Source organism: Cryobacterium sp. TMN-39-2, assembly GCF_004402745.1.
GTDB classification, from domain to species: Bacteria; Actinomycetota; Actinomycetes; order Actinomycetales; family Microbacteriaceae; genus Cryobacterium; species Cryobacterium zongtaii.
In genome coordinates, this window is sequence record NZ_SOFX01000027.1 from 212,232 (window position 1) to 235,033 (window position 22,802).

Annotated in this window: 19 protein-coding genes, 7 tRNA genes and 1 pseudogene; 11 read left to right on the top strand and 16 right to left on the bottom strand. The window is 67.5% G+C overall.

Annotation, left to right across the window (positions count from 1 at the left end; translation table 11 throughout):
• Position 1: 1 nt before the first annotated feature.
• The 6 genes from E3O57_RS09045 to E3O57_RS09070 form a co-directional block, all read right to left on the bottom strand.
• Positions 2 to 76 (bottom strand) — tRNA-Val (locus E3O57_RS09045).
• A gap of 25 nt (positions 77 to 101) precedes the next feature.
• Positions 102 to 175: transfer RNA gene (locus E3O57_RS09050), tRNA-Cys, on the bottom strand.
• 57 nt (positions 176 to 232) lie between these two features.
• Positions 233 to 304: transfer RNA gene (locus E3O57_RS09055), tRNA-Gly, on the bottom strand.
• Positions 305 to 501: 197 nt separating this feature from the next.
• A tRNA-Val gene (locus E3O57_RS09060) sits at positions 502 to 573 on the bottom strand.
• A 36-nt stretch (positions 574 to 609) separates the two neighbouring features.
• A tRNA-Cys gene (locus E3O57_RS09065) sits at positions 610 to 683 on the bottom strand.
• Between the two features lie 77 nt (positions 684 to 760).
• Positions 761 to 832, bottom strand: a tRNA-Gly gene (locus tag E3O57_RS09070).
• A 159-nt stretch (positions 833 to 991) separates the two neighbouring features.
• On the opposite strand from E3O57_RS09070, the gene E3O57_RS09075 reads away from it, so the two are divergent.
• Positions 992 to 1,064, top strand: a tRNA-Val gene (locus tag E3O57_RS09075).
• 110 nt (positions 1,065 to 1,174) lie between these two features.
• Here the strand turns inward: E3O57_RS09075 and glpX are convergent.
• Positions 1,175 to 2,104, bottom strand: a complete 930-nt coding sequence (gene glpX, locus E3O57_RS09080) for a class II fructose-bisphosphatase (protein WP_103459863.1) — start codon at positions 2,102 to 2,104, stop codon at positions 1,175 to 1,177.
• Positions 2,105 to 2,158: 54 nt separating this feature from the next.
• Here glpX and E3O57_RS09085 point away from each other — a divergent pair, with 54 nt between their 5' ends.
• From E3O57_RS09085 to E3O57_RS09100, 4 genes are all read left to right on the top strand, one after another.
• Complete coding sequence (locus tag E3O57_RS09085; RefSeq protein ID WP_103459864.1) at positions 2,159 to 2,449, top strand: antibiotic biosynthesis monooxygenase; 291 nt, start codon at positions 2,159 to 2,161, stop codon at positions 2,447 to 2,449.
• A gap of 309 nt (positions 2,450 to 2,758) precedes the next feature.
• Positions 2,759 to 3,025: a hypothetical protein gene (locus E3O57_RS09090; protein WP_133159792.1), complete on the top strand. Its 267-nt coding sequence runs from the start codon at positions 2,759 to 2,761 to the stop codon at positions 3,023 to 3,025.
• A complete protein-coding gene (locus E3O57_RS09095; protein WP_103479527.1) occupies positions 3,022 to 3,468 on the top strand; it encodes an HNH endonuclease in 447 nt (148 codons plus the stop codon). The genes E3O57_RS09090 and E3O57_RS09095 overlap by 4 nt, the downstream gene beginning before the upstream one ends.
• 97 nt (positions 3,469 to 3,565) lie before the next feature.
• A complete protein-coding gene (locus tag E3O57_RS09100; protein ID WP_103479528.1) occupies positions 3,566 to 4,714 on the top strand; it encodes an NAD(P)/FAD-dependent oxidoreductase in 1,149 nt (382 codons plus the stop codon).
• Between the two features lie 51 nt (positions 4,715 to 4,765).
• Here E3O57_RS09100 and E3O57_RS09105 read toward each other — a convergent pair whose 3' ends face one another.
• From E3O57_RS09105 to zapE, 8 genes are all read right to left on the bottom strand, one after another.
• Positions 4,766 to 5,494: a YqjF family protein gene (locus E3O57_RS09105; protein ID WP_103459867.1), complete on the bottom strand. Its 729-nt coding sequence runs from the start codon at positions 5,492 to 5,494 to the stop codon at positions 4,766 to 4,768.
• 7 nt (positions 5,495 to 5,501) lie between these two features.
• Entirely contained in the window at positions 5,502 to 6,971 is a 1,470-nt protein-coding gene (locus E3O57_RS09110) for a flotillin family protein (protein ID WP_103479529.1), read from the bottom strand.
• Positions 6,972 to 7,093: 122 nt separating this feature from the next.
• Positions 7,094 to 7,429, bottom strand: coding sequence for an SHOCT domain-containing protein (locus E3O57_RS09115; RefSeq protein ID WP_103459869.1), 336 nt, complete (start codon positions 7,427 to 7,429; stop codon positions 7,094 to 7,096).
• An 88-nt stretch (positions 7,430 to 7,517) separates the two neighbouring features.
• The gene (locus tag E3O57_RS09120; protein WP_088456332.1) at positions 7,518 to 7,940 is read right to left on the bottom strand and encodes a DUF6325 family protein; all 423 of its coding nucleotides are present in this window, start codon (positions 7,938 to 7,940) and stop codon (positions 7,518 to 7,520) included.
• Between the two features lie 117 nt (positions 7,941 to 8,057).
• Positions 8,058 to 10,598 carry a LuxR C-terminal-related transcriptional regulator gene (locus tag E3O57_RS09125; protein ID WP_133159793.1) on the bottom strand — a complete coding sequence of 847 codons (2,541 nt, stop codon included), beginning with the start codon at positions 10,596 to 10,598 and terminating at the stop codon, positions 8,058 to 8,060.
• A gap of 438 nt (positions 10,599 to 11,036) precedes the next feature.
• Positions 11,037 to 11,543 carry a type II toxin-antitoxin system PemK/MazF family toxin gene (locus E3O57_RS09130; RefSeq protein ID WP_241990358.1) on the bottom strand — a complete coding sequence of 169 codons (507 nt, stop codon included), beginning with the start codon at positions 11,541 to 11,543 and terminating at the stop codon, positions 11,037 to 11,039.
• 75 nt (positions 11,544 to 11,618) lie between these two features.
• Positions 11,619 to 12,839: an ammonium transporter gene (locus E3O57_RS09135; RefSeq protein ID WP_103459871.1), complete on the bottom strand. Its 1,221-nt coding sequence runs from the start codon at positions 12,837 to 12,839 to the stop codon at positions 11,619 to 11,621.
• Between the two features lie 176 nt (positions 12,840 to 13,015).
• On the bottom strand, positions 13,016 to 14,062 hold the full coding sequence (gene zapE / locus E3O57_RS09140; protein WP_103459872.1) for a cell division protein ZapE: 1,047 nt from the start codon (positions 14,060 to 14,062) through the stop codon (positions 13,016 to 13,018).
• Positions 14,063 to 14,226: 164 nt separating this feature from the next.
• On the opposite strand from zapE, the gene E3O57_RS09145 reads away from it, so the two are divergent.
• Both E3O57_RS09145 and E3O57_RS09150 read left to right on the top strand, forming a co-directional pair.
• Entirely contained in the window at positions 14,227 to 15,129 is a 903-nt protein-coding gene (locus E3O57_RS09145; protein WP_103479530.1) for a sulfurtransferase, read from the top strand.
• Positions 15,126 to 15,572, top strand: coding sequence for a SufE family protein (locus tag E3O57_RS09150; protein WP_103479531.1), 447 nt, complete (start codon positions 15,126 to 15,128; stop codon positions 15,570 to 15,572). The genes E3O57_RS09145 and E3O57_RS09150 overlap by 4 nt, the downstream gene beginning before the upstream one ends.
• Positions 15,573 to 15,601: 29 nt before the next feature.
• Here the strand turns inward: E3O57_RS09150 and E3O57_RS09155 are convergent, their stop codons facing one another.
• Complete coding sequence (locus E3O57_RS09155) at positions 15,602 to 16,837, bottom strand: S9 family peptidase (protein WP_103479532.1); 1,236 nt, start codon at positions 16,835 to 16,837, stop codon at positions 15,602 to 15,604.
• Between the two features lie 65 nt (positions 16,838 to 16,902).
• Between E3O57_RS09155 and E3O57_RS09160 the strand changes: the two are divergent.
• The 4 genes and pseudogenes from E3O57_RS09160 to E3O57_RS09175 form a co-directional block, all read left to right on the top strand.
• A pseudogene (locus E3O57_RS09160) lies at positions 16,903 to 17,457 on the top strand (DUF3000 domain-containing protein); the annotation flags it as partial.
• A gap of 592 nt (positions 17,458 to 18,049) precedes the next feature.
• Complete coding sequence (locus E3O57_RS09165; protein WP_370289951.1) at positions 18,050 to 19,261, top strand: HRDC domain-containing protein; 1,212 nt, start codon at positions 18,050 to 18,052, stop codon at positions 19,259 to 19,261.
• A 77-nt stretch (positions 19,262 to 19,338) separates the two neighbouring features.
• Positions 19,339 to 20,544 carry a thiolase family protein gene (locus E3O57_RS09170; protein ID WP_103479534.1) on the top strand — a complete coding sequence of 402 codons (1,206 nt, stop codon included), beginning with the start codon at positions 19,339 to 19,341 and terminating at the stop codon, positions 20,542 to 20,544.
• Positions 20,541 to 22,733: a 3-hydroxyacyl-CoA dehydrogenase NAD-binding domain-containing protein gene (locus E3O57_RS09175; protein ID WP_103479535.1), complete on the top strand. Its 2,193-nt coding sequence runs from the start codon at positions 20,541 to 20,543 to the stop codon at positions 22,731 to 22,733. Before E3O57_RS09170 ends, E3O57_RS09175 begins: the two co-directional genes overlap by 4 nt.
• Positions 22,734 to 22,802: the final 69 nt, after the last annotated feature.

Genomic DNA, 22,802 nt, shown 5'->3' on the forward strand with positions numbered 1-22,802 from the left:
CTGGTGGGCGATACTGGGATCGAACCAGTGACCTCTTCCGTGTCAGGGAAGCGCGCTACCGCTGCGCCAATCGCCCAGGACCGCGGATGGTACTCACGGGCTGGAGGTGGATACGGGATTCGAACCCGTGTAGACGGCTTTGCAGGCCGTTGCCTCGCCTCTCGGCCAATCCACCGTGTTCTTTGTTACCTGTATACCCAAAGAAAATCGGCCTCTCGGCCGATTCACTTCGAGCGGATGACGAGATTCGAACTCGCGACCCTCACCTTGGCAAGGTGATGCGCTACCACTGCGCCACATCCGCAACTGCTCGCATTTCTGCGTGCTTGGAAGACTCTACTCGATCCTGGGGACCTCGTGTGCACATCACGCGCCAGCGGGCGCCGAGCCCGGTCGAAATCACCCGCTGTGCCGCGGAATTACGCGGAAAAACAAAAAAACCCCCGAGTTTATCGGGGGTTTTCTTCGGCGCTTCTCGTGCTTGGTGCTGCCATTGCTCTGTGGGCGATACTGGGATCGAACCAGTGACCTCTTCCGTGTCAGGGAAGCGCGCTACCGCTGCGCCAATCGCCCAAATCCTTCGCAGTGCAAAATGCACACTGCTCTGGTTGGAGGTGGATACGGGATTCGAACCCGTGTATACGGCTTTGCAGGCCGCTGCCTCGCCTCTCGGCCAATCCACCGTGCTTGATGCCGTATTCACTACAACCGTGCTGGGTTTACTACCAAAGAGAATCGGCCTTTCGGCCGATTCAATTCGAGCGGATGACGAGATTCGAACTCGCGACCCTCACCTTGGCAAGGTGATGCGCTACCACTGCGCCACATCCGCAACTGCTCGCATTTCTGCGTGCGTTGAAGACTCTAGCCGATAGTGCGAGACAAATTCAAACCGAGCGATTGCCGCGTGTCGCGGCCCCTCGATGTGCGCTCAGGCCCCGGTCTGGTCTAGTATCAGATGTCGCAGTCGAGAGGTTTTCGAGTGTGGTTCGGGCGATTGGCGCAGTTGGTAGCGCGCTTCCTTCACACGGAAGAGGTCGTGGGTTCGAGTCCCGCATCGCCCACCGAAACGGCCCCCGGAGAACCGGGGGCCTCGTTGGTTAACGATCGGAATTCGGTCCGGAACAGGCTGGCCGGCGCGGTGGACTCAGCGTTTCTTCGGCGCGGCCCCGCCCTAGCTTGACTCCCCAGCGCCCACCGGTGTCGAAGCGAACAGCACTCTGTCGCTGGCCACGAGGTCGTCGAGAGTCAATACCCGCTGGAGATCGTGCCCGGCGGCCAGGGCCAGGCGCAGTTGGTCATCGCTTTGGGGAGCGAGCCGACCTTCCATGAATCCGCCCAGTGCCCGAATCGCGCAGGCGGTGAGCACCCCCTCGGGAGTGCCGCCGATCCCCATGGCCAAATCGATTCGCCCGCCGGGTGTGGCAGCGTCGATCGCGGCGGACACGTCGCCCTCCCCCGCGAGCACGACCCGTGCACCGACCCCGCGCAGTTCGGCCACGAGGCTCGCATGCCGCGGCTTGTCGAGCACGGCCACGGTGATCTCGGTCACCGGCTTCCCGAGCGCTTCGGCCAGGCGGCGCACGTTCTGACTCGGGGTGGCCCGAAGGTCGAGGATGCCGCGGGCCGGCGCCGAGGAGATGAGCTTGTCCATGTAGAACACGTCTCGGGGATCGAACAGCGTGCCGCGTGGAGCGAGGGCGATGACACAGACGGATCCAGGCAGCCCTTCCTGCACGAGTCGCGTGCCGTCGAGCGGGTCGACGGCAATGTCGCAGGCCGGACCCTCGCCGGAGCCGAGTTCCTCGCCGTTGGCCAGCATCGGGGCTTCGTCCTTCTCCCCCTCCCCGATCACCACGTACCCGGCGAATGGCGCCGGCAGCAGTTCGGCGCGCATGGCGGCGACTGCCGCGGCATCCGCCGCATTCTTGTCACCGCGTCCGAACCAGACTTCGGCGGCCAGTGCCGCCGCGACCGTCGCCGCGCGTACCGCGGCGACCAGCTCCGCCGCATAGTGTTCGCCGCCGAGAACCGTGCTGGTGCTGGTGCCGGTACTCGGGCTTGTGCTCGGTCTGGCTGCGTCGGTCGTCGTGTTGCTGCTCATGGGACTCGATGGTACCCGCAGGGCCGGGCCCGCCAGCCGAGATAGTGTCAACGGGTGATCAGAGAACACGCCATTCTGCCCGTGCGACCCGGCCGTGAAGACGCCTTCCTTGCTGCGTTTCAGACGGCCCGGCCGCTCATCGAGTCGAGGCCCGGCTTCCGTGGACTCAGCCTGTCCAGGTCGGTTGAGAATCCATCGACCTTCCTGCTGCTGGTGGACTGGGAACGGTTGGAGGACCACACCGAGGGGTTCAGGGGCTCCCCTGAATACGCCGACTGGAGAGCGCTGCTGCACAGTTTTTACGACCCGTTCCCCGAGGTGCAGCACTTCATCTCCGTGCCCTGATCTGTGCCCTGAGTCGGGCTGGCCGCTCCTCCACAAGCGACCGGTCGGCGCACTTTTCCACACCCGGTTCTGCAGGGGTGGGAGTGCCGGTGGTCGGTGCGATTATCGGGGTATGAGCGGCCTAGCTGAGCAGTTCCCGACCGACCCGCCCACCGCAGCATCGCGAAGGCGATCGCTAAACGGGCTCGCGCACTCGCGGACCTGCAGCGGTGGAGCTCCGACCCTGCCACCGCGAAACTGCTCAACCCCGACTACGCCGATCGCACCGCGGAGAACCTGATCGGTGAATCCAGTATGTTCGCCGGCCCGATGACAGCCACCCTGACGGCGATGAGCCACGGCGACATCAGCTACCGGCACGGGCAGGTGCTCATGGAACAACTCAGCTTCATCCCGCTCGAGGAAGCCGCCGCCTTCGAAGCCAAGTTGCTGCCGGTGGCGAAAGACCTCACCGTCGGCAAGCTCGCCGTCAAGGCCCGGCGGATGCGGGAACGCGCGCACCCCGAGACCCTGACCACACGGGCCACCGCCGCGATCGCCGAACGCGGGGCACCCAGATCTGCGCCGACGCGATGACCCACCCCGAGACCTGTGCCGTGCTCTCGGTCGGAAAAGAACACTACAAAGCCCCCGCCGACCTGCGCCGCTGGGTCGCCCTGCGCGGCGGCACTTGCCGCTTCCCCGGCTGCACCCGACCCGCGTCCCGCAGCGACCTCGACCTCGACCTCGACCTCGACCTCGACCACACCATCGCACGAGAACACGGCGGACCCACCGACTACGACAACCTGGCCCACCTCTGCCGCGCCCACCACCGACTCAAACACCAAACACTATGGGCCGTGGTGCAAGAACCCGGCGGGGTGCTGCGCTGGACCTCCCCGGCCGGGGAAACCCACCGCACCTACCCCGAAACCACCCTCGGGCCACCACCCACCCTGGCCCCCACTCCCGAACGACCGGCAGCACCGGCTCGGCCACAGGCGAACGACCGGCCTGATGATCCACCGCCCTTCTAGCGCTCCCCCAACCGTCTCGGAGGACGCGCAGCAGCAGGCACTTGCTAATTCGGCAATTCTGTTTGTCAATCTTGGAGCGGCGCTTCAGCATGGTGATATGACCAGCAACGGCACGCCTCCCTCTATCCCCCGTCTTCCACATCCGCAGACACAGACACAGACACACGACGTCGTCATCATCGGCGGCGGCGCTGCCGGACTCAGCGCCGCAGTTGTGCTCGGGCGGGCACGACGTTCGGTGGTCGTCGTCGACAACGGACATCCGCGCAACGCGCCCGCCGCGGGCGTGCACAGCTTCCTCACCCGCGACGGCTTGCGCCCCGCCGAGCTGGTGCGCCTCGGCCAGGAGGAGGCCCGCTCCTACGGCGTGGAGTTCGTCATGGGCCGGGCCGTCGACAGCCGACGCTCGGCGCAGGGCTTCACCGTGACCCTCGATGACGGCAGCACAGTGTCGGGGCGCCGGCTGCTGGTAGCGACCGGGCTCGTCGACGAACTTCCCGATGTCCCCGGCCTCGCCGAGCGGTGGGGGCGGGACGTGCTGCACTGCCCGTACTGCCATGGCTGGGAGGTCAGGGACCAGACCATCGGCATCCTCGGCACCGGGCCGAAGTCGGTTCACCAGGCGCTGCTCTTTCGCCAGTGGAGTAGGAACATCACTCTCTTTTTGCACGGCGACATGCTCGACGCCGACGGCACGATTTCCGAGCAGCACGGACCGACCGATGCGGAGTGGGAGCAACTCGCCGCCCGCGGCGTCAGCGTCGTGATCGGCCCGGTAGCGGGCCTCGACGTGCGGGACAAGGCCCTGGCCGGGGTTCGCCTGGCCAGCGGTCGCCTGTTCCCCCTGCAGGCGCTCGTGGTCGCCCCGACGTTCACGGCCCGCACCGACTTCCTCGCCGGGCTTGGGCTGGCCTCGACACCGCATCCGCTCGGCGTCGGCACCCAGTTGGACAGCGACGAGACCGGGCGCGTACTCAACGACGGTGCCGTGGTGCCCGGTGTCTGGGCGGCCGGCAACGCCACCAACCTGATGGCGCAGGTCGTCGTGTCCGCCGCCGCCGGGCTCGGCGTTGCCACGATGATCAACTCCGACCTCATAGCGGCGGAGGTGGAGACCGCCGTGACGGCCTACCGCAGTCCGTTCTCGGCCGCCAACGAGGCCCGCAACAGCGACTCGGTGCTCGGCGATCGCCGACACGGGGTTCATCCAGAGCACACACCGGCTCGGGAAGGACAGAGCCGATAACGTCCACGTCGGCCAGCCCAACGGGACTGCTGTGGTCGCTCTCGCGGCCGGTCAGTCCCTGGTGCCGAACCAGGTCGTGATTCCGGGTGAGTAGAGCACCGAATCCGGTGCCCGGGATCCTGCCAGCCCCGGGAAACCGGCCACCGAGAGCAGGCTGTCGTCCAGTGAGATCAGCTGCGCCGTGAACAGCCGCCACGGCTGGTGGTGGTTGCGCAGCCGGATGGTGCGGCCGCGCACCCGGGTGAACAGCGCCCAGCGCGCGGTGAGGAAGTCGGCCAGCGGATCCTCTACGACGGGCTGACCCGTCGATCGCACGACGATCTGAGTGTGCGCGTGCGCGGCGAGGTGGCGGGTGGACGAGTAGCGGTACTCGCCGGCCACCACTTCCACCCGTGTGCGTGACCACATGTAGGGCAGCGCGAAGAGCGCGCGGGCGGCCAGCACCGCGGCGAGCCTGGACGCCTCGAGCGACACGAATACCACACCCCGCCGCCCGCGGTCGTCGACCGCGTAGAGACGCACATTGACCTCGACGAACGAGCCGAAATACGGGATCGGCGCGCTGCCGAACACAGTGGCTCGGTCCAGGACGAACGGGATCAGGCCGACCCAGCTGGAGCCGTCGTAGACGTCGGGCCGGAGGCCGTCCGGGAGCAGTGGCGCCACCTGGTCGGCGTCGACCCGCCAATGCAGGAAAACCAGATCTGACCAGCGCTGACTGGCCGTCGCCCGGCCGACGAGCGGCGGGGCGACGGCCGTGATCGGCCAGGGTTCCGACACGGTGTGGCTAGACGGCGTCGGTGTGAACGGCGTCGGTGTGAACGGCGCCGCTGTGAACCGTGTCAGCGTCGGCAGAAACCGGCATCTGTGCGGGCACAAAACCGTCGCCGGCCTGGGCCTTCGCCAGTGCCGTAACGGCAGCGGTTCCACCGATCAGGCCGCCGAGCAGGTCCTTGATGCCCACGCCCATGGTGGAGTTGAGCACGGCGTCGACCTCGGAGAAGCCGGAGGCGACGTTCTTGCTGAGCTGGCTCGCACCGTCGGTGGAGATCACCGTGAGCTGGTCGATGTTGCCCATCGGCGCGGCCAGCTCGTGCGCGATCTTCGGCAGCATCTCGACCAGGCGCAACTGGATGAGCGCCTCGGACTGCTCGGCCACGGCCTGGGCGCTGAGGCGGGTAGCCTCGGCCTCTGCCGAGCCGCGGGCCAGGATGGCGTCGGCGTTGGCCTGACCCTCGGCCCGGATGGCCTCGGCGGACGCCACCCGGCTGTCGCGGTCGGCGTTGGCCGCCGCGACGCGGGCCTCGGCGGCTGCGGCTGCGGAGACCCGCACGCGGTACGCGTCGGCGTCGGCCACGGCGTTGACCTCGGAGTCAAGCTCGGCCTTTCGCAGGCTGGCGCGACGCTTGGCGGTCAGCTCCTGCTCCTGAACGATGTTCTGTTGGGCCTTCGCCTCGGCTAGCGGCTTGGCCGCAGCGGCCTCGGCGGAGGCCTTGTCGGTGTCGAGCTGGAGCGCCGCCTTGCGCAGCGCCAGGGTGTTCTGGGCCTCGGCCACGGCCTGTTCGGCGATGATCGAAGCTTCCTGCGCTTCCCGGTTGGCCTGGTGCTCGGCCACCTCGGCCTGTCGTCGCACCTTGGCCTGTTCGGCACGACCCAGGTCGCGGATGTAGTCGTTGGCGTCGGTGATGCCCTTGATCTCGAACGAGTCGACGTCGACGCCCTGGTTGGCGAGGGATTCCCGGGCGGTGGCGAGCACCGACGTGCCGAGCTCATCACGCTTCTGGATGATGGTCATCACGTCGGTGGCGCCTATCGAGGACCGCAGGGAACCGCTGAGCACCTCCTGGGCGAAGTTGTCGATGTTCTTGTCCTGGCCGGTGAAACGCTGGGCAGCAGCGCGGATCGCGGTCGGGTCGTCGCCGACCTTGACGATCGCGACGGCTTCGACGGTGAGAGTGATTCCGTTGCGGTCCTGGGCGACAGCCGTGATCTCGATGGCCCGGCTTCGCAGGCTGATCTTGAACGCCTTCTGGAAGAAGGGGGTTATGAACACACCCTGGCCGTGAACCACACGCTGGCCGGACTCCTCGAGGGTGGCGCCGTCGACGATGGTCTTCTTGGACTTCTTGCCGGTGATGACGAGGGCTTCGTCCGGCCCGGCGTTCTTGTACACCGAGCGGGCGTAGACGAGCACGATCACACCCACCACAATGACGAGGAAGACGATACCGATAATCGGACTGAGGAGTTCTAACATGTGTACCTTCCGGTCCGCGCCAGGCGAACGTCACGTCGCGCAGCCAGAAGGGCCCCGCTCCCTCCACGTAGGCTAGCGCTCCCGCGCCCCGGCGTGCGGGGTCAGAAGGGTCGATTGTCTTCTCAGGCCAGCAATTTTGCCTTCGCCGCCGTGAACTCAGTGTCATTGAGCACCCCGGCATTGTGGAGTTGGGACAGCTGGTTCAGCTGGTCGAGCAGGGCGGAATCTCCCGAGGCCGGTGGCGCAGCCGCCTGCTGCTGCTGGGCGTCGTACTCGGCCTGGGCTTGGGCATCAGCCTGTGCCTGGGCATCGGCATCGGCCTGGGCCTGTGCGTCCTGGGCCCTGCCCTGCTGCCGCCGCTGCACATTGCCGCTCACGGCTGTGGCGGTGCCGGCGACGACCGCTGTTCGCGCGGCCATGCCCAGGAGTCCGGGGCGACCCCGTCGAAGTGGTGACATGATCTGGTCCTTACTGTTCGTGGATGACTGTTCGTGGATAAACGCGTCGATGGCTCTGGTTCGGTGTGCGGATCCGGTGTCGGCGAGGTCAAACCGCGGCGTCGAGTACCGCGTTCACGACGGCCGCGGGAATCCGCTCCTGATGGAGCACCGCTCCCCCCGATGCCGACAGTACGGAAGCGAAGTGCCGGGCCCAGGTCAGTTCCACGACCAGAACCGCGGCTGAGGTACCAGGCGGCAGGTCCACCGCGAGTTCCTCGACATCGTCCAGTCCGGCGAGGCCGAGTTCTCCCAGTGCCAGGTCCGGCAATTGCGCCTTCTCGGGCAGATCCTCCACCTCGACGATCCGCAGGTCGCCCTCGACGCTGCGAGAGACGAAGATCAGGTCGAGGAGGGTGACTGTCTTCTCATCGATCAGGGCTCGCAGTGCCTCACTCAGAGCGGCACCCGGCCTCTCGCCGTCAAAGGAGATCAGGAGAATCTCCACGGGTCCGTACGTGAATTCCGCCATCGAGTGTCCCTTCGTCAAACGTGCGGGCAGACGCACCGCCACCCGGTTCGGGCTCAGTGTCGCCGTGCACCCGCGGGGTCGAGTCACCCGGAAAGGGTGAATCTGGACCTGACCTGGTCAGAGCAGCCCGCGATCCTGGGCGATCGCCACCGCGTCCGCCCGGTTCGTGGCCTCGAGCTTCTGGTAAATGTTGCGCAGGTGGGTCTTCACGGTGTTGGGGCTGACGTTGCGCTTGCCCGCGATGTCTGCCACGGACTGGTGGAACGGCAGCTCCCGCAGGATCTCTCGCTCTCGTTGGGTGAGCGCAGGACTGTTCCGGCCGTGGTCGAGCGCGGGCGGACGCTCGTGCAGGTGCAGCGCGTCAGCAGCGCGGAGAATGTGCCGGGCGAAGTCGTCGAGATCACCGAGTCGGCCGAGGCGACCGCGGATGAGAGCGGTGCCCTGCCCACCGACGGCCAGGAATGCCCGTTCACAGCCGATCCTGCTCGCGAGCCGCAGGGCTCGAAGCAGCCGGGCGTCCGCCTCGACGTGTCGGCCTGACACATCCGCCACATGGGCCAGAGCGATCCAGGCGCTGACGATCGTCGCACCGCGCCATGCGGTGCGTTCCTCGAGGGCCGCTCCGCGAAGCCGTTCCTCAGCGGGATGGCCGGCCCTGGTGGGTGGGACGAGGAGGAACCTGATCAGCAGCGACTCCAGAGAGTCCTCCCCCAGCGCCCGTTCGATCAGGCGAACAACCAACTGGGTTTCCAGCCGTCCGTCCAGTGCGCCGCTCAGCTCGATCAAGGGTATGCAGCACAGGCTCAGGGCCCGCGGATGCTCAGTGCCGACCTCACGCATCAAAAGCATCAACCTGTCGAGGGCCTGGCGTGAACGTACCGCGCTGTCCAGCTGGCTCAAGAGCAACAGCACCTCTGCGGGTACGCTGATGCCGGCATCAGAGCCCCTGTCCTCTCTTGCTGCCAAGGCCTCAAGAATTACCGGGTCAACCGGCTGGCAGGCTTCGTACCGGTGAATCATCGCGTAAAGCAGCGCCCTGCCGGCGGCGTGGTCGACGGGCCGCTCGGCTCCCACGAGAGCTCCCATCTCTGACGCCGTCGTGGCCATCTGGCCTTCGAGCATCGCCACGTGCACCCAGTTGCCGGCATGCCCCGCCGCCGTCGCCGCCAGGTCACAGGCCAACAGGAACAACCAGTCCAAACCAACGTCCCTGGCCGAGTCCGCAACCTCTCTGAGAATGTCCTCCGCCGGACCGGGCTCACCGAGCTTGTCCCGGCAGCGGCCCTGGGCCGTTGCGGCTAACAGGTCGACGGCCAGGACCTGCCGCGCGGCCGATGGCGCATCGCCCTGCAGGGCTGCCAAACGATTCTCGATGTCGGGCCGCTCAGTAGCGTGGAACGCCTGCAGAATGGCGACCACAAACGTCCATCGAGTCGAGCTCGCATCGGTGCGGTCATGCTCGGGAAAGTCCCGGGCGGCCGCAGCGGCGGCCACCAGGAGTTGCTGCACCCGCCGCCGGGCAGGGACGTACGGGGGCTCGAGGAGCAGTCGCAGGCACAGTGTCGCGGTGGACACCACGCGGCCCTCGATCTCGTCCAGGGCGCGACCCACAAGATCCGTCGCACCGGACAGGACCAGCACGAGGCCGAACCGTTCGAGCAACGCGCCCACGAGCTCTGGATCGTGCGCCACAAGCGACTGCTCCACCGCTGCCGGCGCGCAGGCCCGGTCCGCGAACCACTGACAGGCCAGGAGATGCCTGGCGGTCGCGGCGCCGGCGTCCAACCTGCGTCCCTCTCCCTGCAGGTATGCGAGCAGGATCGGGTGATATCGGTAGCCGGCCCCGCCCGGCGCAGCAGGCTCCCGCCCGATCAGCATGTTGTGGCGGGCCAGCCGCTCGAGCACCTCGCCCGCATCGGCGCGCTCTGTCACGGCCACCGCCAAGTCGAGAGGCACCACCTCGCTCAGCGCTGACGCCAACAGGACCTCCCGATCGCCGGTGTCCAGGCCCGTGACCACCTCTGCCGCAAGATAGTCCGCCACCGCCGGGTTGTCGCCGTCGAAGCGACTGAGGTCCAGCGCGGCCCCCTCGGATTCTCGCCAGGTGAGAGCGAGCGCAAGGCCGGTTGCCCAGCCGCCGGTCCGGCGCCTGAGGATGGCACCGTCCTCGGCGGGCAGGTCGATATGGTGCTGCGCCGCCAGGTTGAAGGTCTCCTCGAGCGTGAAGGCCAGGCTGTCGCCGGCGCACTCGATGAGCACGCCGGCGGCCTCCAGCGGCGCTATCCCCGCCACGGGCCGGTGACGGCCGGACACGACGATGCGGACCCCCGGGGACATATCGACCAGCGCCTCGAGGATGCCATCAAGATTCGTGCGGTTCGGGGACGACGGCCGCTCGGCAAGGTGCAGGTCGTCGACGAACACGAACGTCCGGCCCGGCCCGGAGGCGTCAGGCCCGTCTCCGCCCGCCAGCAGCCGCTGCCGGATCTCGTCAGGGTCCCTGGCGTCGCGGAGCGCGGCGCCGTTGAACCACCGCACGGTCTGGGTCTCAGCTCTGAGCCGCCGCGCCCAGCCCGCCATCAGCGTGGTTTTGCCCGACCCCGCGGAGTCCCAGAGGACGAGGACCCTGGCGTCAGGCCCGGTCAGCCGCTCAAGCACAGAATCCAGTCGGGGGCGGTGCAGGTACCACGCCGGTTCGGCAGCGAGCCCGGCGGGCAACGGGGAGGCCGGCGGTATCGCGAGCTCCACAGCTGGGGACAGGGCCGGGGACAGGCTTGACGCGACCGACGCGATTGGAGCTGCCGGAGTGCGGGGCGGGACCGGACTCAGAGGCGGGACCGGAGTGAGTGGGGGGGCCATCGGGAAACGTCCTCGATTTGCATCCATCGCGCTACGTCAGCCACAACATCAGCCGCGGCGACAGGGATAGTGGCGCAGCAGCTGCGTGGGACATGGCTACCCCGTCAAGGCCCCGGCGAACCGGGACCTTGACGGAGTTCTCGCGGTGTTCGGGTCACCGCCAGTGAGGTGATAATGCCGCGGTGGCCGGCCCTGGTCAAGGGGCGGCCCGACTCGCTGGTGCAACACCGAGCGCGGTCAGCGCCAGCCGTACCGAGTCCGCAGCGCCCGCTCGATCATCCGGTACCGTGCGGCATCCACGACGGTTCCTTCACGGCGGACCCCGCCCTGGTGCACCTGGAACACCCGGGCGAGCCCCGCCCAGCTCGGCCGCCGTGCGGGATCCCACGGCCCCTCACCGAGCGGCAGGTAGTCCGCGTTGCCTGAACGGTCAGTGCTCGTCAGCTGCACCGCCAGCATGTTGCCCTCGGACAGCGTCGCCATGACGACCACCGGCCGGTCCTTACCCCGACCGTCCAGTTCCTCGTAGGGAACCCATGTCCACACGATCTCGCCCGGGTCCAAGGCGCCGTCGGTTTCGGGCGTATAGCCCCAGCCCGCGCGTCGCACCGTCGTCGGATCGAGTTCGATCGTGGCGTCGGGACCGGATTGGCCGGGGGCGGTTCCCGTGCGCGGCACTCCGACGGTCCGGGAGCCGAAGAGGGCAGACCGAAGGGCGGTGAGGAGGTGCCGGGTGCGGAACACACCCGAACACTACCCCACCGCCCTGGTCCCCCAGATGCCTCAGCTCTGCTGCCTCAGTGGTCTGTTGTCCAAGCGCTAGACATTGGCGAGGGCGTAGCCCTCTTCGCCGTGCACCGAGGTGTCGATGCCGGCAACTTCGTCTTCATTCTTGACCCGGAAGCCGATGGTCTTTTCGATGGCGAGACCGAGCAGGTAGGCGACGACGAACGAGTAGATGAGGACCGCGAAGGCCGCGATGGCCTGGACCGTGAGCTGGCCGAGGTCGCCACCGACGAAGATGCCGGTGCCGATCGCAAAGAAGCCCAGGTACAGGGTGCCGATGAGGCCACCGACGAGGTGGATGCCCACGACGTCGAGCGAGTCATCGAAGCCGAAGGTGAACTTCATCTCGATGGCCATGGCGCAGACGGCACCGGCGACGACACCGAGGAGCAGGGCCCAACCGGGTTCGAGATTGGCGCAGGCCGGTGTGATGGCGACGAGGCCGGCGACGGCACCGGATGCGGCGCCGACCGACGTGGCCTTGCCGTCCTTGATCTTTTCGACGATGAGCCAGCCGAGGATGGCGGCGGCGGTCGCACCGAGGGTGTTGACCACGATCAGGCCGACATTGGCGAGGCCGTTCAGCCACTCGGCCCCGGCGTTGAAGCCGAACCACCCGAACCACAGGATCGAGGCACCGAGCAGAACCAGCGGCACGTTGTGCGGCTTGGTGATGCCCTTCTGGAAGCCGATCCGCTTGCCGAGGACGAGGGCAAGGGCCAGGGCAGCAGCGCCGGCGTTGATGTGCACGGCGGTACCGCCGGCGTAGTCGATGACGCCGGGCAGGCCGAGGGTCTCGCCGAGGCTCATGATCCAGCCGCCGCCCCAGACCCAGGCCGCGACCGGGAAATAGACCAGGGTGGCCCAGACACCGGCGAAGATCATCCAGGAACCGAACTTGGCGCGGTCGGCCACGGCTCCGGAGATCAGGGCGACGGTGATGATCGCGAAGGTCGCCCCGTAGGTGGCGCCGAGGAGATCGAGGTTGCCGGTCTCACCCGTGGCCAGTGACCCGAGTCCGAAGTCGCTGAACGGGTTGCCCGCGAACTGGCTGGCTCCGTCGACCACGCTCATGTTGAATCCGTACAGGATCCAGAGGACGGTGATCAGCCCGAGTGCGCCGAAGCTCATCATCATCATGCTGACGACGCTCTTGGCCTTGACCAGGCCGCCGTAGAAGAACGCGACTCCCGGAGTCATGAACAGAACCAGCGCGGTTGCCGTCAACCCCCATGCAATGCTGCCAGTGTCCATCATCTGTCCTCACACTAGTTAGCCGGAGTACCGCGAAAGCCGCAGACGAGTGTGCCGGGCAGTCCTGGGTACGCAACTCAGTCTCCGACCCAGACGTTTCACCAGCCGTACCGTCGTGTTTCGGGGAGGTTACGCAATCGGCGAGAACGTTAAGAGCGTGTTTCGCTGCAGCCCGCTCACTCCGCGTGCGGCGGCAGCTCGCCCGTGGTGAGAGCCACCATCCGGGACTGGGAGCGTTGATACTTCTTGCGGTAGCCGCCCTCCAGCATCTCGGCATCGAAGACGTCGTGTAGCGGCAGTCCACTGGCGATGATCGGGATCTCGGCGTCGTAGACCCGGTCGATGAAGGCCACAAGGCGCAACGCATCGGTCTGGTCGGTGAGCAGGTAGACGTTGCGCAGGGCGATCACGTCGACGTCGGCGATCATCTTGATGTACTTCGACGGATGCACCGTGCTGAGATGGCGCATCAGCGCACCGAAATCGTCACACGTCACCCTGGAGCCCCGCTCGACGAGTGCCTCGTTCAGGCGGTCGAACTCCTCGGGCAGAACGGCCTCGGCGTGCCCGGACGCATCCCGGCGGCGGTAGTCGAGGCCGTCGATGCGCACGGTCTCGAAGTTCGCGGACATGGCCTGAATCTCTCGCAGGAAGTCAGCCGCCGCGAACCGGCCCTCGCCGAGCGAGTTCGGCGGCGTGTTGGAGGTGGCGGCGACCCGGGTGCCGGAGGCGATCAGCTCGCCCAGCAGCCGAGTCATCAGCATCGTGTCCCCCGGATCGTCGAGCTCGAACTCGTCAATGCAAATGAGCTTCGCGCCGGAGAGCTGGGTCACGGTCTCGGCATAGCCCAGGGCGCCGACCAGCGCCGTGTACTCGATGAAGGTGCCGAAGTACTTGGGACCGGGTGCACCGTGCCAGAGCGCTGCCAGCAGGTGGGTCTTGCCGACGCCGAAGCCGCCGTCGAGGTAGATGCCGGGCAACTCGGCCTTGGCCTTGCGGGTGCGGGAGAAGAAACCGCCCGGTCGGGCCCGCCACGCTGCGAAGGTGTTCAGCCGCTCCACCGCCTCGAGCTGGGACGGATAGTCCAGGTCAGGGCGGTAGGACTCGAATGAGGCGTGTTCGAATTGCGGTGGCGGCACCAGCTCCGAGACGATCTCCGCACCGGTGATGGATGGCGACCTGTCGACGAGTCGAAGGGGCAACTTTTGGGTCGCACTGACCATGTTTGACATCCGGTTCCTGTCTGTCCCCGACATCCTGGTGGAATTTCGGTGGGGGGTTCTGCCTTGTACCTTGGAGACCTGCGCGCAGGTTGTCCACCAGCCTAAATGCACGCACACCAGGGCCGCGCCGTCGTCCAGGTGCACGAGCCCTCCGGGAGGAAACCATGACCGTCGAAACAGATCCGTCAGCCACGTTCGCGGCGTACGCGCATCCCGAACGCCTGGTGTCAACCGACTGGCTGCAGGCCCACCTCGGCGACCCCGGCCTGGTCGTGGTCGAATCCGACGAAGACGTCATCCTGTACGAGACCGGCCACATTCCCGGCGCAGTCAAGATCGACTGGCACACCGACCTCAACGACCCCGTGGAGCGCGACTACATCGACGGGGCCGGCTTCGCCGGCCTGCTGAGCCGCAAGGGCATCAGCCGCGACAGCACCGTGGTGATTTACGGAGACAAGAGCAACTGGTGGGCGGCATATGCCCTCTGGGTGTTCACCCTGTTCGGCCACGACGACGTGCGCCTGCTCGACGGCGGCCGGGCGAAGTGGATCGCCGAGGGCCGCGAACTGAGCACGGACCGCGAGGCGGCCGAACCGGCCGAATACCCTGTCGTCGAGCGGGCAGACGCCCCCATCCGCGCGTTCAAGGACGACGTTCTCGCCCACTTCGGCCACCCGCTCATCGACGTGCGCTCGCCCGAGGAATACAGCGGCGAACGCACCACCGCGCCCGCCTACCCTGAGGAGGGATCCCTCCGGGCCGGCCACATCCCTTCGGCGGTGTCGGTGCCGTGGGCCCGTGCCGCGGCCGAGGACGCCACCTTCCGGCCCCGTGCCGAGCTCGACGCCATCTACCGCGACGAGGCCGGGCTCACCGGCGACGAGCCCGTGATCGCCTACTGCCGCATCGGCGAGCGATCCAGCCACACCTGGTTCGTGCTGACCCACCTGCTCGGACTCGAGAACGTGCGCAACTACGACGGTTCCTGGACAGAGTGGGGCAGCGCGGTACGGGTCCCGATCGTGCAGGGCACAGCCCCCGGAACCGCCCCGGAACCCCGATGAGCACCGTCGACCTTCCCAGCCAGCTTGCCGAGATCCGCGAGGATTTCCTCGCGCTCGAACAACCGGATCGCCTGATGCTGCTGCTGGAGTTCTCCAACGAGCTGCCGGACCTTCCCGAGAAGTACCGCGACCATCCCGACCTGTTCGAACGTGTCGTGGAGTGCCAGTCGCCGGTGTTCATTTTCGTCGAGGTTGACGACGACCGTTCCGTACACCTTTATGCCACGGCGCCTGCGGAGTCGCCCACCACCCGGGGTTTCGCCTCGATCCTCGCTCAGGGCCTGGACGGCCTCAGCGTCGACGAGGTTTTGGCCGTTCCGGATGACTATCCGCAGTCGATCGGCCTCACCCAGGCCGTTTCGCCGCTCCGGCTGCGTGGCATGACCGCCATGCTGGGTCGAACCAAGCGTCAGCTGCGCGAACGGCAGTCCGCCCTGGGCTAGCGTGACCTGCGTCCGCCGAGGGCCGAGGCCTACCGGTCGCCGGTGTATCCGGCCGCCGTCACGGCGGGGTGTGCCGACCCGAGCGTGCCGAGCCAGCCGAGGATGGCCGCGTTCCAGGCGGCCGGATCGTAGTTCCACAGTTTGGTGTGCCTGGCCACCTCGAACGGCACCAGGGTGACGATGTCTGGTCGCCGTTCGGCCAGGGCTCGGGACGGTGCTGACGGCACGTAGCCGTCGTCGTCGCTGTGCAGGATGAGAATCGGCAGGCTCAGGTCATTCGCCCGGGACACGAAGTCCAGTCGGGGGAAGTCGATGGGGAGATGCATCCCCGTGACCATTCGTCCCCAGGGGCGCCCCATCACCACCAGTGCACCGCGCACCACCGCCCTCGGCAGCCGGAGGGTGAGCGCCTGGTAGGCCACAACATCCGCCCAGTCGATCACGGGCGAATCGAGCACGATGCCGGTGAGCCGACCGTCGTGCTTCGCGCGGGTAGCCGCCTGCAGGGCGATCGCCCCGCCCATCGACCAGCCCATCAGCACGATCTGGGTCGCTCCGTTCTCCTGGGCGAACTGGATGGCGGCCTCAACGTCCCGCCATTCGGTGTCGCCGAGCCCGAACCGGCCGTCGGCGCTCGGCGGCGCCTCACCATCGTTGCGATAGGAGACCAGCAGACAGGTGTAACCGGCGGCGTTGAACACGGGAACGGCCCGAAGCGTCTCGTGCCGACGGACCCCACGGCCGTGCACCTGGATCACCCAGCGTCCGGAGGGTTCTGACGCGGGGATCAGCCAGGCAGGAGCATCACCCAGCTCGGTCGGCACCGTCACGTTGGAGAACTCGAGCCCGAGGTCCCACGGCCCGAGGAAAGAGTAGCCGCCCAGCCGTCCCGAGGTCACCGAGCCGAGGTCACCGAAGTCCACGGTCAGGATGCGGCGGGTCACGGTCTTCGCCGCGCGAGACTCGATGGCACCCAGGCGCGCGTGTCCGGAGTCACCGGCGAACCAGAAGCTGTAGTCACCGGGAAGGACCGCGTCCTTGGTCGCTTCGAGGGTGATGGTGCCGGCGTCGAGGTCGACGTCGAACACCCTCGTATCGTCGGCGCGTTTGGTGGGCGGGGTCACGATGCGGCGCGCCATGACACCGGCCAGCACACCGACCGCCAGAGCTGCGGCGGCACTCACCGCAACGGCGCCGCCCGCGATCACCAGCCCCGCCGACGCCAGGCCGCGCGTGGATTCTGCTCGTGTACCGATCCCTGTCATGCCTACCTCTTCGCTGTTCGGCGTGCCTCGCACCAGCCCCACGGAAAAAACTCTAGTCTGCAGACGTGCCCGATTCAGAGGATCAGCCCCAGCGCCCTGCGCAGTTTGCCGCGGCGCTCGACGCTATCCGTTCTTCCAGCCCGCGCCCGGAGCTGGTGGTCACCGAGATTTCGGCCCCCGGAAACCTCGCTCCGTATGCCGTGGCACTGTCTGCGGATGTCACGCCGGTGCGACACGGCAGCGACTCCGACTTCGGTACCGGACGCTTCATTCTGCTCTACGACCCCGACGAACCCGAAAGTTGGGGCGGACCCTTCCGCGTCGTCTGCTTCGCGCAGGCGCCCCTCGAGAACGACATCGGAGTCGATCCGTTCCTCGCCGAGGTCGCCTGGGCCTGGTTGGTGGATGCCCTGGACACCCGAGGTGCGAACTACACCGCCGCCTCCGGCACCGCCACCAAGATCCTCTCCTCGGGCTTCGGTGAGCTCGCCGCTCAGGGCGATGGCGCCCAGATCGAGCTGCGGGCGTCATGGAGTCCGTTGGACAACGACCTCGCCGCACACGTCGAAGGCTGGGGTGAGCTGCTGTGCATGCTCGCAGGCCTCCCGCCCGCAAGCGAGCTGCCCGCCCCGCCCCGTCACGGCCACCCTTCTTCCTCCCGTTCCTCGTCCTCTTCGTCCTCCTCCGCTCGGCATGGGCGTCCCTCCAGCGCTGAGGTACCCCGCTCCTCTGAACCGGGTGCTGACCATGGCGTGTCAGGACCGGGCTCGACGGGACCGGGCTCGCCAGGACAGGGCTTGTCAGAACAGGGCTTGTCAGAACAGGGCTCGAAAGAACAGGGCTCGAAAGAACAGGGCAGCTCAGGGATCACGCTGGGCCCGGTGGACCAGATCGGGCCGTCAGCCTCGTCTGTTCTGCGAACCGGCCCGGGATTGCATACGCTGGGAGTGGCCGCCGGCGGCCGCGAGTCTGCCGGCAGGGAAACGGCCGGTGGCGATTTCGCCGGCCTCGATGCGCCGGGCGCTGAACGCGCCGGCAGGGAGACCGCGGGAATGAACGTCATGGCAGGAAATGCAGTCGGAACCGAAACCAGCCCGGGGATGAACCCCGGGGCGTTGAGCAACACGGCGTTAGGCATGGGCAACACGCCTCTGACCAGCACGGCGCCGACTCTCACCAGCGTCGCGTATCTCTCGGCACATCGTGCATCCCGTGGTTGACCGACCCGTGGTCACCCACCAGGTCATCGACTCCCGCACAGCCTATCTGGCGGCACTCGACGTGCTCGCCCAGGGAACCGGGCCGATCGGCATCGATGCGGAACGGGCATCGGGTTTCACCTACTCCCAGCGTGCTTACCTGATCCAGATCTTCCGCCGGGATGCGGGCACCTTCCTGTTCGATCCGCCGGCTATCGGCGACTTCGGCGAACTCAACGACGCCCTCGCCGACGAGGAATGGATCCTGCATGCAGCAAGTCAAGATCTCGCCTGCCTCCGCGAGGTCGGCCTCGACCCCACCCGCATCTTCGACACCGAGCTCGCCGCACGCCTGCTCGGCCTGCCCCGCGTGGGACTCGGCACTGTCGTCGAAGAACTCCTCGGCATTCACCTAGCCAAGGAACACTCCGCCGCCAACTGGTCGACCCGGCCGTTGCCCGAAAGCTGGCTGGTCTACGCAGCCCTGGACGTGGAGCTGCTCCCGGACCTCCGTGACAGCATGGTCGACCTGCTCGTGGAATCCGGCAAAACCGAGATCGCCGACCAGGAGTTCGCCGCGGTACTCGCCAAGGAAGCGAAGCCGGCCCGCGCGGAGCCCTGGCGCCGCCTGTCCGGCCTGCACGCCGTGCGTGGCCAGCGCAACCTGGCCGTGGCCCGCGAGCTGTGGGTCGCCAGGGACACCCTCGCCCAGGAGCTCGACGTCTCCCCCGGCCGTTTGGTTCCCGACGCGTCGCTGGTGGCCGCAGCACGTCTGCTGCCCGCGAACCGGAACGCTCTCGCCGAGCTTCGCGAGTTCAACGGTCGCGCCAGCCGTACCGAGCTCGACAGGTGGTGGCAGGCCATCCTGCGTGGCCTCGCCAGCGTTGACCTGCCCTCGGTGAAGGCGAACGGCGACGCACTGCCGCCGCCCCGCGCCTGGGCTGACCGCAATCCCGACGCCGACCTGCGGTACAAGGCCGCGAGGGCCGCCCTGACGGCGGCCTCGGAGGAGCGCGCGGTGCCGTTGGAGAACCTCCTCACCCCCGACCACCTGCGTCGCGTGGCTTGGCAGCCGCCGGAGCCTGCCGGTGCCGATGCCGTGGGCGAGGCCCTCGCCGGTCTCGGTGCGAGAACCTGGCAGATTGAGGCCACTGCACAACTAATCGCTGATGCCTTTGTGGAAGTCCACCAAAGCGCGTCCGTTGCCGCCGACGCTGAGTCGTAGGAACAGTCAAAGGATTCACACCGGTTATTCCGTCACCCTAGGATCGTGCGATACCTGTTTTGAGTGATGGAGGCAAAGTGGCCGAGAGAACTGAAGTCGTCTTCGTGGACGGGGTTCGCACCCCGTTCGGTCGTGCCGGCGAGAAGGGTATGTATTGGAATACCCGCGCCGACGACCTGGTCGTCAAGGCGATCACCGGACTGATGGAACGCAACCCGAACGTGCCGGGCGAACGCATCGACGATGTTGCCATCGCGGCGACCACCCAGGCCGGTGACCAGGGGCTGACTCTCGGTCGCACCGCGGCCCTGCTGGCGGGCCTGCCCGTCTCGGTGCCGGGCTTCGCCATCGACCGCATGTGCGCGGGGGCGATGACCTCGGTCACCACCATGGGCGCCGCGATCGGTTTCGGCGCATACGACCTCGCCATCGCCGGCGGAGTCGAACACATGGGTCGCCACCCGATGGGCGCCGGGGTCGACCCGAACCCCCGGTTCCTCAGCGAACGCCTGGTCAGTGAGGACGCCCTCAACATGGGTGCGACCGCCGAGCGCATCCACGACCGGTTCCCCGAGTACACCAAGGACCGTTCCGACCGGTATGCCCTGCGCAGCCAGCAGAAGGTCGCGGCCGCGTACGAAGCGGGCAAGATTCAGCCGGACCTGGTGTCCGTGGCAACCCGCAGCGCCGCGGGCTGGGGCCTCGCCACCCGCGACGAGGCGCCGCGCCCCGAGACCACCCTCGAGGGCCTCGCCGGCCTGAAGACGCCGTTCCGGCCGCACGGCCGCATCACCGCCGGCAACGCGTCCGGCCTGAACGACGGTGCCACCGCCTGTCTTCTGGCCAGCGGCGCCACAGCTAAGGAGCTCGGCCTCAGCGTGAAGATGAAGCTCGTGAGCTTCGCCTTCGCCGGTGTCGAGCCTGAGGTGATGGGGCTGGGCCCCGTGCCCTCCACGGAGAAAGCGCTGCGCAAGGCCGGTCTGTCGATCACCGACATCGGCCTGTTCGAACTCAACGAGGCGTTCGCGGTGCAGGTGATCTCCTTCCTGGACCACTTCGGCATAGACGACGACGATCCCCGCGTCAACGAGTACGGCGGCGCCATCGCCATCGGGCATCCGCTCGCGTCGTCGGGCGTGCGCCTGATGAACCAGCTCGCCAGCCAGTTCGCCGAACACCCCGAGGTGCGTTACGGCCTCACGGCCATGTGCATAGGCCTCGGCCAGGGTGGCACTGTGATCTGGGAAAACCCGCACTTCAACAAGAAGGCAGCCAAGCGATGACCGACAAGACCAGCACCCCCATCGACTACGCCACCGTGGACTTCTCCCCGCTCATCGTGGTGTCTGGTGATGAAGTCGTCACCCACTCGCTCGTCCGGGACGTCCCGCTTTCCGGCGGCCGCACCCTCGCCCTCGTGACGCTGGACAACGGGCGGGACCACACCAGGCCCAACACGCTCGGCCCGGTCACCCTCCTGGAGTTCAGCGCCGTCATGGACGAGCTCACCGCCCGCGCCGGACGCGGTGAGATCCACGGCGTAGCCGTAACGGGCAAGCCGTTCATCCTCGCCGCTGGAGCCGATCTCAGTAAAGTCAGCGAGATCCCATCCCGCGAGGTGGGCAAGCTGCTCGCTCAGCTCGGTCACTTCGCCCTGGGCAAGCTGAGCACCTTGGGGGTGCCGTCGTTCGTGTTCATCAACGGTCTCGCCCTGGGCGGCGGCCTCGAGGTGGCCTTGAACGCCGACTACCGCACCGTCGACGCGAGTGTCCCGGCCATAGCGCTGCCCGAGGTCTTCCTCGGCCTGATCCCCGGCTGGGGCGGCTCCTACCTGCTGCCCAACCTGATCGGCATCGAGAATGCCCTCAAGGTCATCGTTGAGAACCCGCTGAAGAACAACCGCACCTTGACCGGCGCGGACGCACTCAAGCTGGGCATCGCCGACAGAATGTTCGGGTCGGTGACCTTCCTGGAGGACTCCATCCGGTGGGCAGACGGTGTCATCGCCGGCAGCGTTTCGGTGAGCCGGCCCAACGCGCCCGGCAAGATCGAGCGCATGGTCAAGTGGGATGCGGCCGTCGGTATCGCCCGCAAGATGCTCGAGTCCCGCATCGGCACCGTCGCGGCATCGCCGTACGCGGCACTGGACTTGATCAAGGCGGCCCGCACCGGCACCAAGGCCGAGGCCTTCGCCCGGGAGGACGAAGCCCTCGCCGACCTCATCTCCGGCGATCAGCTGCCCGCGAGCATCTACTCATTCAATCTGGTGCAGAAGCGCGCCAAGCGCCCGGCCGGCGCCCCGGACAAGACCCTGGCACGCCCCATCGGCAAAGTCGGTGTCATCGGCGCAGGCCTGATGGCCAGCCAGTTCGCCCTCCTGTTCGTGCGCCGGCTGAAGGTACCCGTCGTGATCACCGACCTCGACCAGGCCAGGGTCGACAAGGGAGTGGCCTACATCCACGGTGAGATCCAGACCCTGCAGGACAAGGGCCGGATCAGCTCCGACGAGGCGAACCGGCTGCGCGCCCTGGTGACAGGCACCACCGACAAGGCCGACTTCGCCGACGCCGATTGGGTCATCGAAGCGGTCTTCGAGGAGCTCGGGGTGAAACAGGACGTTTTCGCCGAAATCGAAAAGCACATCTCCCCCACCGCGGTGCTGGCCACCAACACGTCATCGCTGTCGGTGGAGCAGATCGGCGCGAAGCTGGCCCACCCCGAACGGCTGGTCGGTTTCCACTTCTTCAATCCAGTCGCCGTGATGCCGCTCATCGAGGTCGTGAACACCCCCGCGACCGATGACGCCACCCTCTCAACCGCGATGGTGATCGCCGCCAAGCTGCGGAAGAACGCCGTCATCACCCGCGACACCCCGGGCTTCGTGGTGAACCGGGTGCTAGCCAAGCTGCTCGGCGAGGCCATGCACGCCGTCGACACCGGCACACCGTTCGAGGTCGTCAACGGCGCCCTGGCGTCGTTCGGCCTGCCGATGACCCCGTTCGAGCTGCTCGAGCTGGTCGGCCTCAAGGTCGGCGCGCACGTGTTGGACACCCACCACGCGGCATTCCCCGACCGGTTCTTCGAGAGCACCAACCTGCACCGTCTGGCCGAGCACGGCAAGATCCTCGAGCGCAACTCCAGCGGCAAGGTCACCGGCTTCGACAAGGGTGCGGTGAAGATCGTCGCAGGCGGCACGACGCCCATCACGGCGGAGCAGATCCTGCGCCGGGTGGAGGACGGCCTCGCTGACGAGATCAAGCGGATGCTCGATGACGATGTGGTGCACGCGCCGGAGGACATCGACCTGTGCATGCTCCTCGGCGCCGGCTGGCCCTTCCAGATGGGCGGGATCACCCCGTACCTCGACAGGGTCGGCGCCAGCGAGCGGGTCTTCGGCGGCACGTTCCACACCCCGATGGTGCGCGGCGTCGGCTCCGCGGCAACGGCGAGCAGCACTCCCGTGTTGAGTTAGCCGCTCAGGGCACACCAACTGTTGCCCGTGCGGACAATTGTGGCCGGTGCGCCGGCCACAATTGTCCGT